The following is a 13,012-nucleotide window of genomic DNA, read 5'->3' as shown; positions in this document are numbered from 1 at the left end:
GCCACCACGCCGCGGTGGTCGGATGGCCAGAGGGCGTCACCGTTTGGAAGGTGGCCAGGTTGGTCAAATGCCAGCGTGCTTGAGTGCACCACAGGACTGGTTCCAGCGCCTTCGTCCAGGACGAAAATAAAATCGACGCGGCGATCGGTGGTGGGCCAATCGACGTAGATGTTTTGCCAGACGGTTCCGCCGGAGACACCTGGATTGGCAGCCCGGAAGACGTCGATGAGGCCCGGGTCTTTTTGCCATCCAAGGAGGACCGGGGATTGCTCCCCCGTATTCAAGTCACCCATGAGGATGGCGCGTCCCGTTCCTTGATGTTCACGAAACAACTCGCCGACTCGCTGGAGCTGGCAGTCATCCCCCTTGGCAGTATGGGCGGAAAAGACCTGTACTGGTCCATCCGGCGCGGTGATCTCAGCCCGCAAGAGAATGCGGGGATCCAATTTACGTTGGCAACGAGGCAGATCGTAGACCTCCGAGGCAGCGATCGGATATCGACTCAAGATAGCCGGTCCTTCCTTGAAGCCGATGGCTGAGGTGATCAGACGATCCAAGAGACCGATCCCAGAGATGTGTTGGGTGGCAGGTTCGAACACCATCTGATACCCGAGCGCCTCAGCAATCCGTTGCGGGACGTTGCCATGCTTCCTGCTATCTGAGGCCTCTTGTAGTGCGATAATGTCTGGCTGTAACCGCCTCAATTCTTGAATAGTCATCTCCAACCGCTCTTCGAGGTGCGTGCCGCTCTCGAAAAATCCAGACCATCCCCCATCGTGCAGCAGGTTGTAGGTGAGTACGCGCAATCGAGACTGGGCATCTTGGACTGGTTCGGCCAGTGCCGGTGAATGGAAGAGTCCAAGTATGGCGGTAAGCCAGAGAAAGATATGGAAGAAGTGGCGAAACATCCCCCAGTACCATACGCCGATTTCATTAAGCTTTCCAGCGGCCAGAGCTGGCTTGCGACTACCTGAAAGGTAATCCCAATCTCTCGAGAAAGTGCCTCAACAAGCCTGTTCTGAGTTGATCGAAGGACCTGTTATGAGCCAATTAGAAGGGCCCACCACGAACGAATTTCCAGAAATCGATATTGGACCGTCCTTGCACCGACTTTTGAGCGGGTGCTAAGATTCGACCAAGAAAGGTTGAGGTCTAGCTTCATTCGGCTTGACCTTTGCGTAACCGCAACTTATTTTCTGTTTGGAGTATGGCAAACATTACTTTGCTGGTCTCACCCAGTTGTGGAGCCTGTCCTTCTGCGAAGAGCCTCTGGAAGCAGCTCCGGGTCAAGTACAGTTTTTCTTATCGTGAAGTGGATATCACCACTAAGGACGGACAGGAATTGGCTGATCGTCATTCTGTGCGGGCCGTGCCCGCGACAATTATCGACGGGAAGCTGACCTTCGTCGGGGTACCGAGCCGCGAGAGTGCAGAAAAGGCCATTCAATTGAAAATCAAACAACGGGAAGGATAGGGGAGTCATGGACGAAGACGATATCGAGCTCCCGGATCTTCTCCCACTCATTGCCAAGGGGCCTCCGCCGGACTGTCCGATCTGTGGTGATCCAATGTCCTTCATCGACGGCGATTGGGCCTGCGTCGATTGTAACGGAGAGCTCTTGGGTCCAGAGACCGGCTAAGCCTGTCGTTCGCCGTTCGTGAAGCGCAATTCTATGAGGATGCAGACCATGCAGATGTTTGCACGATTCACGCTTCACGTCTCACGAAGTACACGCTGAATGCTCCGCGTTGTCACCGGGCGATTCCATCCCTCACTTGAATCAGCTCTCGTCGATCAACTCCATCACGCACAGACAGACGACCTCTTTGCCCCTGTTGCGATTCTTGTCCCATCGAAAACGCTGCTTGATCGACTCAAATGTCTGCTCAGTCGTGAGCGACAGAGTACTCTCCTCAATGTCCATTTCCTCACCTTTCATCAATTCGCCCTTCGCCTTGCGGATGAAATCCACAGTCAGGATGGGACGACGAGAATTCGTGTTGTTGACGATCTGTTTTTCGAGCAGCTTGTCCGCTACCTCACAAGAAATCGGCCCTCTGGCTTGGCACCCCTTCAACAGATCGGACATGCCTCCGGGACATGGGCGGCCCTCTGGTCAACCATTCGTGACCTGAAGGACGCCGGGGTTGATCCGATTGCAGCGATCCAAGGTGTCGCAGAAGAGTATTTTGGTCAAGATGAACCTGATCAGCTCCAAGCCCTCTTTGCGCTGTATGCGGCTGTGGAGGAGGTCGGCAAGACACTTGCGGTGGGGACGGCTGATGATTTCACTGAATCCCTGATCCCGTTTGTTCCGTCGTCTCCCTTCCTGGCGTCGCTCACACACCTGTTCTATTACGGATTTTATGACCTCACGCAAGTGCAACTCTCGCTGCTTGAGACAGTACGTGCAACAGTGCAGACCACACTCTTCTTCCCGCTGGAGGAAGACACCTCTTACAAGTTTGCGCAACGTTTCTTCGATCGGCATATCAGCCCACTGGGTGCAGGTCCCAACGCACGTGCGACGTTGCCGCAACCGGGTGAGGCTGTCGGTGCCGGCCCTGTGACCTTGTCGATCTCCAGCGTCATCGGAGCGGAAGAAGAATTGTCTTCCATCTGTCGCCAGATCCTCGATCTCGTCGAGACGAACGGATATCAATTTGATGAAATCGGGGTCGTGGCCAGGACCTTAGATCCCTATGGGGGGATGCTGCGGGACGTCTTTGATCGGCATTGTATTCCCTTCGTGACGAATGGAAGCACTCCACTGATCCACGAGCCGCTCTGCAAGCTTCTGTTACAACTGGCCTCTTTGCCGATCAACGATTTCTACGCCACGATGGTTTTGGACGTCATTACCTCACCGCTGTATCGATCGTCAAAGCTCATGGAGGGGAGCCCGCACTATCGACCTGAACAATGGAAGGCCATGGTCTCCGCTCTGCGTATCACTCATGGCCGTGATGAATGGGAGCGGGTGAAGCAGGCGAGCCGGTCCGTGCTGACGCTGCAAGATGAAGGGGATGAGGAGATTCAGGGAGGCGCTCTGGATGTGGCACCGGAAGTGGCGACTCTGTGCTGGCAGGTCGTCGAAAAATTGTTCCAATCCTGTGAAGCGGTGCCCGCGCGAGGTACGGCCCGAGAGCTCGTGGATGCGCTTGAACAGCTGGTCTCTCGCCATCTGTCTCGACGGGAGGAAGCGAATCCCGGGAAGGAAAGCCCTAATGAGACGCGATGTGATTCGATATGGCAGGTTATCGAACAGACCTGGGACAAGGTGCGAGCGCTCGATGTCTTGGGAGAAGAACTGAGTTGGGCAGAATTTGTTGAGCTGCTGCAGCATGCCTTGGAGCGTGCCTCAGTGCCGATCAGTTCTGTTCCCAATCAGGGAGTGGTGGTGCTCGATGCCATGACGGCACGCGGGATTCCCTTTCGGGCGCTGTTTGTCCTTGGGCTGAACGAAAAACACTTTCCCCGCTCTATTCGCGAGGATCCGTTTCTGCGGGATCGTCATCGAGTCGTCCTCGACACCACCCTTGGATTTAAGATCGACGAAAAGTTGGCCGGCTACGATGAGGAGACGTTGTTGTTCACCCTGCTCTGCCAGGCTGCCACCCAGCGGCTGTATCTCTCCTATCAACGGGCTGATGAAAATGGGCGTGTATCCGTCGTTTCGCCCTACGTCGAGTCGGGGACTAGGCGGCTTAATCAGAGTGATTGTCCCGTTGAAACGGTCCCACGTCGTCTCACGGATCGAGTGACCTACCGGCCTGCCATACGCCAGTATCTTTCACCCGCCGAGCTCGTCAGGTGGATGGTGCTGCAGGGACAAGACCCAGCTTCGTTCTTGCAGGCCAGGGGGCATGATGCCGAGTTGTGCCGTCATGCAGTAACGGCAGTGGCCGGGATCGAACAGGATGTCCCGTCGCTTACGCCATTCGATGGTCAAACTGGTCCGCTTCTCTCTCACTGGGCTCGCGTCATGCGGCGTGGGATGGCTCCGACCCCGCTTGAACGGTATGCGCGCTGCCCCTTTCAATACTTCGGGACGGACGTGCTCCATCTTGAGCCCGTTCGATTCGTACGCAGGAAAGAACCGGATGCGTTAGCGCTTGGGATCCTGATCCACTCGGCGCTTCGGCACTGCTATGAATCGTTTATTGAAAAGGGCTGGCCAGCCACTGGTCTGGCTCAGGAGACCATTCGCCGATCAGCTGAAGAAGCCGTGGCAAAGGCGGCAGGAGACTGCGAGCGGGCGCATCCGCCTGGACTGTTTCTCTTGTGGGAATTGGCCAAGGAACAAGCTGTGGCCTTAGTGATCGCCACGATTTCATTCGATCAAGCGGCCTACGCTGAGCTGCCGTATCAGCCGATTGCCTTCGAACAGGAGGCGACTGGCACGTTGTCGCTGGTGGTGGAGGACGAATCAGTCGAATTGAAGATTCAAGGCCGGCTCGACCGTCTAGACCGACATCGGGACGGTGGCGCTCTGCGCATCATCGATTATAAATACAAGACCGGCAGCGTCATGAAGACGGAAGACCGAAATCTCCGTCAGTCGGCGGTTCGGGGGGGGCGATTGCAACCGCCGTTCTATGCGCGTCTGGACCTTGCCGAGCTAGGAACGACGGAGGAAGTTCAACTGCTCTTCCTGGCTCCACACTGGCCGAGACCAATCGATCACTCAGTATTCATGAAACGGGATTGGTCTGGAAATGCTGGCGCATTACTCCAAGACTCGATTGAACGGCTGGTGACCGGGCTCAAAACCGGTCAGTTTTTTATTCTGCCCGGCACCTATTGCCAGACTTGTGAGTACCGGGTGGCCTGTCGTCGTGAACATCAGTTGAGCTGGTGGCGGTCGTATCGAGCGACGGAGTCCAAAGATCTCCGATCCTTGCGCACGATGAAGGTGCAGGATGAGTAACCGCAACGAGATTCCGGATCATGCTGCTCGAGAAGCGGCTGAAACAACGTTTGATCGAAATGTGGTCGTGATTGCGGGAGCCGGAACCGGCAAGACGACACTCTTGGTCAATCGTCTTGTGCATCTGGTGATGAAAGAGCCTCGTCCCGTACCCATCACCCAGGTCGTTGCCCTCACGTTTACCAACAAAGCAGCGATGGAAATGAAGGTGCGGTTGCGGGAACGGCTGACATGGCTGGCTGATCCCAGGACTGATGTGGCGAGAGCGCACGATAGCGGGGCGGTGTCGGCTCAGGAACTACAGGAACGGTATGGGCTCACCAGGGATGAGATTGCGGTTCGTGCCCGTGCCGGTCTGGTCGATATCGAGAAGGCTCAAATCGGGACGTTGCATAGTTTTGCCGCGCATCTGCTGCGACTGCATCCCCTGGAGAGCGGCGTCGATCCGGATTTTCAAGAGGACGATGGCTCACGATTCGAAGAGCATTTCGCGCAAGTCTGGGATATCTGGATCGATCAGGAACTAGGGCGTCAGGGTCTGAACCATGATCGGTGGCGTCGGGTGTTGCATGTGGCGACGCTTGAAGAGGTCAGGATCCTCGCTGACGCACTCTGTAGCGAACTGGTCGACCTCAAAGTTCTGCAACAACAGCTTGACCAGAACACTGTGAGTCCAAGTGTGCGTCAGTGGGTCCGAGGGCTTGCTGAGAAGGGGCAACGGTTACTCAAGTCGTATGATCGCCCTAAGCGACGAAAGATCGAAGAAATGCTTGGGGCAAGTGTGTTGTTGTTGACACGGGTAGTGAATGAGGGCCCATCTGCGCTCCAAGGATTGGATGGTTCGACTCGTGAGTGGCTCCGCAAGGACTTGGGGAGTAAGGTCAAGGATTGGGACGAGGCCGCGTTCCAAGAGGCCAAGCGACTCATTCAAGCCAGCCAGTCCCTCCTCGATGTGGACCATGCGTTGTTCGATGATCTGTTAGAGCTGCTTGGGCCTCTGCTGGAGTCGATCCGCTCTTCATTCGTGGATAAAGGGTGGTTGTCGTTCGACGGCCTTCTGGCAAGGGCGAAGGTCCTACTTCACGAGCACCCAAGAGTTCGGGAAGGGATCAAGCGGGAGTATCGGGCGGTGCTGGTCGACGAGTTCCAGGATACAGACCCGATTCAGTATGAAGTCATTCTTGCGGTGTCGGAGCAGCTCGGCCGTCATGAGACCGCCTGGCAGGACATGAGACTGGACCCGGGGAAATTGTTCATCGTCGGTGATCCGAAACAATCCATCTATGCGTTTCGCCGCGCGGATATTGAAGCATTCGATCGTGTGGTCGACAAGATCATCCAGGGAGGTGGGGTCATCCAGACCCTCACGACCAACTTTCGCAGTGCTGCAGCCGTGCTGGACCCAGTCAACGACATCTTCGACAGGCTCTTCGTCCGGCACCCTCTGGTGCAGCCGGCCAATGTTAGGCTTGAAGTGCGCCCACAGCGGCGTCCGTCAACGATGGAAGCCGGTGTTCAGCTCTTGGTGACGACTCCGGCAGATGTGAATCAATCGTTTGATGCAGATCTTGCTGTGCGAGCCGAAGGAGAAGTGCTGGCACGGTGGTTAAAGGAGGAGATCCTCTCGCGGCCCAATGCGGTGGCAGGCCAGGTAGCGTTGCTCTTCCGAAAGCTCACCCAGGCCGATGCCTACCTCGATGCCCTGCGTCGGCACAATATTCCCTATGTGATTGAAGGGGAGAAGCACTTTTACCGCCGACAGGAAGTGATCGATTTGGTCAATGTCCTGCGTGTGCTCGACCATCCGCATGATCGCATTGCCATGACCGGGATCCTGCGCTCTCCACTTGGTGGGTTGACGGATCGGGAAGTGTTCGATTTTCATGAAGCCTCCCATCTGGACTATGTGGCATGGCCAAGGCTGGATTCGTTCGATCATCCACGAGCGGCAGCGATTCGCCGTCTCTATGAGCAGTTGGCTTGGCTCCGTCAGGCCGTCCCCGCTGTTCCGCTTGCTGACGCGATTCAATTGATCTTTGATCGGCTTCCTCTCTTGGAAGCTGCTGCGGCCTCACTGCACGGTGAACAGGCAGTCGCAAATCTCCTGAAAGTGAAGCAGACAGCCGCTGCCTTGTCTGACCGGCCCACGATGACGTTGAGTGCCTTTATCGAGCTGATGGTGGAACGATCGGAGGAACAACCGGAAGAAGCAGAGAGTCCATTGGCTGAAGAGTCCGCCGATGCGGTGCAGATTCTGACGATCCATAAGGCCAAGGGACTGGAGTTTCCCATTGTGGTCCTGCCGGGATTGCACCAGGGAACGGGACGGGATCGGACGGTGCCGCATGTGGCTCACGATTGGTCGAGTGGGATGTATGGCTTGTCGCTCGGAAGCCATCGAACGATTGGGGCGGTGTTGGCTCAGGAAAAATTTTCAGTACGGGAGGAGGCCGAACGCCGCCGCGTGTTCTATGTCGGGATGACGAGGGCCAAGGAGCTGTTAGTGTTATCCGGCGGGAAAGTTGCTCGTTCGATGGGGGAGACTACGTTTGAGTGGCTGGAGCAGATTGGGACAGGGCAGGTTGGCGAGGTCGCTACTCAGCAGCTGGCCATCGGAGCGAGCGCGATTCCCCATCGCGTGGTCCATGCACCGGAGCGGACCTGGCAGCGCCGGCCATTGATGGGTGACAGCCAGGCTATCTCGATCGATGTGCCTTCGATTGCTCGACGGTGGGGGCAGCGGAAAGAACGGTGGATGGCTGTCGGAGAAATCCCATGGCATGTGACACCGACCGGATTGGTTCGACAAGAAAAGCCACGTAAGCCTCTTCCCACTCAGAACGGTCAGCCCCGTGAGGTGGGGCGATTGACGGGGATTGCCGCTCACCGGATTCTTGAGCGCTGGGACTTCTCGTCACTGCCGAGTGGATTGCTGGATCAGATCAAGCCAGTCCTTCAGATGATACTCCAACCGGAAGACCAGCCCCTGCTCGCGGCTGTTACGGATTCACTTCGCGAACTATTCACCACATTCGGCGGGTCGCCGCTCTACGATAGGCTTCGGTCATCGCAGATTCTCGGCCGTGAAGTGCCGTTCACCATGCCCTGGGGAGACCGGCAGGTCATGGAAGGAGTGATAGATGTGCTCTATCGGCATGACGGAGAACTCTGGATTGCCGACTATAAGACCGATGTCGTTTCATCTGATCAGGTAACGGTTCGCGCTGAGCAGTACCGAACTCAGGGCGAAGTCTATAAGACCGCGGTACGACAACGTCTGAAGCAACCGCCACGATTTCATTGTTTATTCCTACGCTGTGCGATGGCTGTTGAGTTGTAAAGGCTGAGATGTTGACCATGGGAATGCCTGGACACATGTCTTCCGAAGCATTTGCGAAACTCGTTCAGCAAGCCATTGCCGATTTGCCTCCTCCCTATGCCAAGCTGATGGAGTCGATCGCAGTTGTGGTTGAAGAGGAACCATCTAAAGAGGTGCTTGAGGATCTGGAGCTTGAGGACGAAGAGGACTTGCTCGGGCTCTATCAAGGCCGGTCACTGACAGCTGATTCATTTTTCACGCCAGGAGGAGAGTTGCCTCCACAAATCTCAATCTATCGTGGGCCGATTCTCAGGCTCTGTGAGAGCCCAGAGGAAGTGGTGCAAGAAGTGTATGACACCGTCGTGCACGAACTGGGACATCATGTGGGGCTGGACGATGATGATATGCCGTACTGAAATGGTTTCGGGTTTCTAGTCACGAGTTTCGAGCCACAAACCCGCTACTCAAGACTCGCAACTCGAAACTACTTTGTGGGTGAGTAGGTAGGTGAAGCCTTGTAGTAGCCCAAGATCAGCATGAGGGCTCCGACCAGCACCATCGGTATTGAAAGAATCTGGCCCATCGTAATTGGGCCGAAAATAAACCCTAGATGCTGGTCCGGTTCACGGAACAGTTCGACGATGAGTCGGCTGGTGCCATACCCGGTAATGAAGGTCCAGAAGAGGGTACCGGGTGGGGTTGGGCGGCGGTCGATCCACCAGAGCACCGTGAACAGTGTCAATCCTTCCAGCGTGGCCTCATACAACTGGGAGGGATGGCGGCAGGCAGGCCCTCCCCCTGGAAAGACCATGCACCAGGCCGCATCGGTTGCCCGGCCGAAGAGCTCACCGTTGATAAAATTCCCAATTCGTCCACATCCCAAGCCGATCGGTGTGACGCAGGCCGCGAGGTCCGCGACGGTGTAAGCGGGAATCCCCTGTTTTTGGCTGAACCAGATCAAGGCAATGATTGTTCCCAAAAGTCCGCCGTGAAAGGACATTCCTCCTTCCCAGACGGCGAGGAGTTTCAGTGGATTTTGGCTGTAGTACGAAAAGTTATAGAAGAGCGTATAGCCGATTCGCCCCCCAAGAAACACGCCGAAGGCGGCGTAGACGACCATGTCGTAGACCTGGTCCGGTCGGATCGGCAATTCTTTTCGGGCCACCTTCCGTTGAATGAGAAAATACGCGGTCGTGAGGCCGATCAGGTACATCAGCCCATACCAACGAAGCTGAACAGGGCCAAGGGCGACAATGACTGGATCAATATTGGGATAAGGGAGCGCGGCTGGGGGACCCATCAATCTTTTTCCAAGACCGTCCGTTACGAGAGCGTGCCTTCCTCTTATATAGGAACACGAACCATCAGTCACGTGCCAGACCCTGAGGCAGCTAGGCAAGACTTGCCCGTGGATAATACGGAGGCTTACGTGCCAATGCAAGCGCATCGACAATGAGGAAGTTTTAACGTTCAATGGCCGGCAAGTCGGCTTCCATGGCCGTCAAACAGGGAGAGGCACGAGACACCTGTTGGATTTCTGAGACGGCTGTGCTCAGATTTGTTGAGAAAAGGAGACCAAAAATTAGTCATTCCTCATTGACAAAAAACGCTCCCCGCGATTTTTCAATGAAATCTGCTTCTCGACGTCGAGTCAGGCCCTGGCACGGAGCATGCTGATAATTCGTGTAAGGGAACGGGGTGCGAAGCGATCTTCCGGCTCATTCACCATCATGAGGAGGTTCATCATGTCGGAGCAGCAGAAGCAAGTCGCCAAGGTAGCTGCATTCGTCGCTGGTGGGGCGGTCATCGGAGCAGGGTTGGGGCTCCTCTTTGCTCCACAGACCGGTGCTGAAACCCGTCGAACGATCAGTCGCTATGCCCGAAAGGCACAGGCACAGACCAATCGATGGGGACGGGCCGTCAAGTCAGGCGTGGAAGAAGTACTGAACCGTAAGCCGGAAAAAGAGAAAAATTGTGAGGAGGAGCGGCCACAACTCCTGGCGATGATGAACTGATGACCCCGGTGACCATCGGTAGCAGCTCGGCCTGGCGCCTTCCTCCGTCGGTGCCGGCTGCCTGCTACCGATGGTCCAGGGGAATGTGGATGCTGATCGCCCCTGCCAACTCCCCCGCCCGAGCCCCTTCTCGTGGGTAGCCGGAAATATCCAGGATTCCTTTCGGACTGCCGTGGCAAGTGAGGCAATCCGCTGAATAGTAGATTGGTGTCAGAGCCCTGAGGGCCTTTTCTTCTTCGATCCACTCAACGATCGGCTGGCTCGACCCTGGTTGCCTGGATAGCCTGGTCAGCACTCTTTCTTCATAAGCATCGGGTGCATTCTTGGGATTTCTTGGGACGAGGGTCGTCTGTTTGATCGTGACGTACGAGCGTGAGGAAAACCTCCGTGCGGCTTGGCTGCCGAACGTGGCAGGGATAAAGTTCTTGTACCCGATTCCCCTCTGGTTGATTACGAATTGGGCATCCGATACGACCTCCGTACTCGCCGACAGTAGCAACGTCAGCAGCTCCTTTGTACGTGAAGGTACGGCTGTGGAAGTATGTCTCAAGTCAATATGAGCTTGCCGGCGAAACTCGTCGACGACTTGATGCTCGAAGACTTCCGGCGTGAATCCCTTGTCGCCTTTCCGTGGGTCGTTGATCAACAATTGATTGTGCTCGATGACGACACGCCCGGCATTGAGCAACGCCGCCAGCAACTCGGCCGCTTGTTCTGTTTCCTCTTTGGTGGGCTGCGACCAGCCCTGACGGGGGACGAAGAGGACGAACAGCATACTGCAGAGGAGGGCTACCTTTAGAAGCAGAGTCATCGTACCTTCCATGTCCTCATCGTTCATCCGACAGACGGCACTGGCCTTGGTCATAATGCTCGGGAACCTGCGTGATTTCCAGCGGCAATCCCTCTGTGGTTGCGCGTCGAGTGGGGGCATATTCCTCCTCGATCCATCGTTTGCGCATCTGTTGAAGGCGTCCGGATTCCTCCAACCGAAAGACTAGATTGTTCAAAAACCATTGTAGATGTCTGTGTTCTTCGCTCGTCACAAAGGAAAGGTCACCAGTTGTCAACATCAGGGGGGCACCGTCGATTCGTGACAAGGGCTGCCAGTCGTGCCAGACCCGCTTCGTCACATACCTGATGATGGAATAGTCAGAAAGGATGACATCGATATGCGGGTCTTTCATTTCGATTGCGGCGGGAAGTGAATCACAGACCACCAAACGAATCTTGTTGAGATTGGCTTTGGCATACAGGTGAGCCGATCGTCCTTTCTGAACTGCGACGGTCAGACCGGCAAATCCTTCCTGAACGGCTGCGAGCGTATCCCACTGTCCGTTCTGTTTTCGAAATTGTGTCGACAGGCGTTCTGCCACTTCAGATCCTTGGGAGATGGCCCCCACCCCATCGTCACGAAGATATGGGGCGGAAAACCACAAGCCGGTCGGCTTTGTTCCGGGAACGGTTCCGCTGACGGATGAGACGAAGAGATCGAGTTGTCCTTCGTTCATCTTGATGAAGAGATCAGGAAATCTGGTGAGATGCAAGGTCGGAACGATAGGTGTTGAGCTGCCGCAATGAGAGGTGAGTGCGTCGGCGACGTCTCGGATCAGTTCGATATCCAAGCCAGTCACCCGAATGCCCTGGTCCGTGTAGACTGCAGGAAAGACAAATGGGCGAAATGGTTCAACCGAAATACCGATGCGCACTTTCCCACGCACACAGATCGCAGAGAGTTCATCTCGGTTCAATGGCTGGATCATGCTTGCGGCATCGTAGAGCAGTCCGCAGCCTTGTAGGAGGAGAGGGACCAATCCCAGCAGGAGAGGATACCGCCAATAGCTGAGATTCCCATTGTGCAGCGATCTGAGGGATCGTCCTTTGGGATTAATCCATTGCATAGGGGATAATTACAGACGAATCCCGATTGTAAACAGCCATTGCTGGGAGAGATCAGACTTGCCTTTAAAATCAATCTCAAACCGAGTGTATTGGAGTCCCATATCGACCGAAAATCCACGAGCAACCGGGAATCGCACGCCTATTTGACCTCCGTACAGATAGCCAGGTGAACCTTGGCTCCGTCCAGGGAGAGTGCCACCAATTAGTGTGCCGACGTAGGGGACTGCTCGATCCTCGAGCGGTCCGAACAGCACATGTCGGATGATGCGGTTGATCGGTCTGGCGCGAGGGAAATCCAGGACATCAATGAAGTTATTCCAGCGGGGGTTGAGGAACAGCGAGTGCTGGTCGGTTATGAACGTCGGAGTGTGGTGACTGTAGTATTGATAGACGGTTCTCATTTCAAGTGGCCCATACCGAAGAGCAGTGATCCCGACCTGCGCCGCGATGACCCTGGCCTGAGGTGCAAAGGTCCGTTGGTTGAAGGAGATATCAAAGTTAAAGGGGCGGAGGGGGAGCACATCGAGCACGGCTTCTTGGCCGGCTGCTGTCGGTGGTAGTGCCAGGCTGAGCAGGAGCAGACCGGCAAACAAGAGGGAGACCGATGTGCTCAACCGCATCACCTCCGCTCAGTCCCCTCGTTTCCTGACGGTTGCACCGCTCATCACTTACATTCTACTCTACCTCACTATGGTTTGTTGAGGGCTTATGCCGATTTCGGGGTTCTGGGGTATCGGAGTGGGTGAGGGGCTTGCATGAAGGCTAACGAGAAAGTGGCTGTGGGCAGCCTCGTGGCTATGCTAAAATCCGCCCTTCGCCGGAGTGGCGGAATAGGCAGACGCAAGGGA

At 55.8% G+C, this 13,012-nt stretch carries 11 protein-coding genes; 6 read left to right on the top strand and 5 right to left on the bottom strand.

Annotated elements, in window-relative coordinates:
* A partial coding sequence (locus ACYX34_RS18200) for an endonuclease/exonuclease/phosphatase family protein (RefSeq protein WP_462078001.1) occupies positions 1–908 on the bottom strand: 908 nt, incomplete at its 3' end.
* Between the two features lie 299 nt (positions 909–1,207).
* Here ACYX34_RS18200 and ACYX34_RS18195 point away from each other — a divergent pair.
* From ACYX34_RS18195 to ACYX34_RS18175, 5 genes are all read left to right on the top strand, one after another.
* Positions 1,208–1,474, top strand: coding sequence for a glutaredoxin family protein (locus ACYX34_RS18195; RefSeq protein WP_462078000.1), 267 nt, complete (start codon positions 1,208–1,210; stop codon positions 1,472–1,474).
* 7 nt (positions 1,475–1,481) lie between these two features.
* A complete protein-coding gene (locus ACYX34_RS18190; RefSeq protein WP_462077999.1) occupies positions 1,482–1,640 on the top strand; it encodes a hypothetical protein in 159 nt (52 codons plus the stop codon).
* A 99-nt stretch (positions 1,641–1,739) separates the two neighbouring features.
* Complete coding sequence (locus ACYX34_RS18185; protein ID WP_462077998.1) at positions 1,740–4,931, top strand: PD-(D/E)XK nuclease family protein; 3,192 nt, start codon at positions 1,740–1,742, stop codon at positions 4,929–4,931.
* On the top strand, positions 4,924–8,271 hold the full coding sequence (locus ACYX34_RS18180) for a UvrD-helicase domain-containing protein (RefSeq protein WP_462077997.1): 3,348 nt from the start codon (positions 4,924–4,926) through the stop codon (positions 8,269–8,271). The genes ACYX34_RS18185 and ACYX34_RS18180 overlap by 8 nt, the downstream gene beginning before the upstream one ends.
* A 35-nt stretch (positions 8,272–8,306) precedes the next feature.
* Positions 8,307–8,666: a metallopeptidase family protein gene (locus ACYX34_RS18175; protein ID WP_462077996.1), complete on the top strand. Its 360-nt coding sequence runs from the start codon at positions 8,307–8,309 to the stop codon at positions 8,664–8,666.
* Positions 8,667–8,734: 68 nt separating this feature from the next.
* Here the strand turns inward: ACYX34_RS18175 and lgt are convergent, their stop codons facing one another.
* Positions 8,735–9,550, bottom strand: coding sequence for a prolipoprotein diacylglyceryl transferase (gene lgt / locus ACYX34_RS18170; RefSeq protein WP_462077995.1), 816 nt, complete (start codon positions 9,548–9,550; stop codon positions 8,735–8,737).
* 445 nt (positions 9,551–9,995) lie between these two features.
* Here lgt and ACYX34_RS18165 point away from each other — a divergent pair, with 445 nt between their 5' ends.
* Entirely contained in the window at positions 9,996–10,265 is a 270-nt protein-coding gene (locus ACYX34_RS18165) for a YtxH domain-containing protein (protein ID WP_462077994.1), read from the top strand.
* A 64-nt stretch (positions 10,266–10,329) separates the two neighbouring features.
* On the opposite strand, the gene ACYX34_RS18160 is transcribed toward ACYX34_RS18165, so the two are convergent.
* From ACYX34_RS18160 to ACYX34_RS18150, 3 genes are read right to left on the bottom strand one after another with little or no spacing between them, the layout of a single operon-like run.
* A complete protein-coding gene (locus ACYX34_RS18160; RefSeq protein ID WP_462077993.1) occupies positions 10,330–11,076 on the bottom strand; it encodes a Tll0287-like domain-containing protein in 747 nt (248 codons plus the stop codon).
* Positions 11,077–11,092: 16 nt separating this feature from the next.
* Positions 11,093–12,163 carry a substrate-binding periplasmic protein gene (locus ACYX34_RS18155; protein WP_462077992.1) on the bottom strand — a complete coding sequence of 357 codons (1,071 nt, stop codon included), beginning with the start codon at positions 12,161–12,163 and terminating at the stop codon, positions 11,093–11,095.
* Positions 12,164–12,172: 9 nt separating this feature from the next.
* The gene (locus ACYX34_RS18150) at positions 12,173–12,784 is read right to left on the bottom strand and encodes a hypothetical protein (protein WP_462077991.1); all 612 of its coding nucleotides are present in this window, start codon (positions 12,782–12,784) and stop codon (positions 12,173–12,175) included.
* Between the last annotated feature and the right edge of the window lie 228 nt (positions 12,785–13,012).

It is taken from the genome of Nitrospira sp. CMX1 (assembly GCF_054902215.1).
Note: the sequence above shows the minus strand (reverse complement) of the source record. Positions and strands in the feature narration are given on the sequence as shown.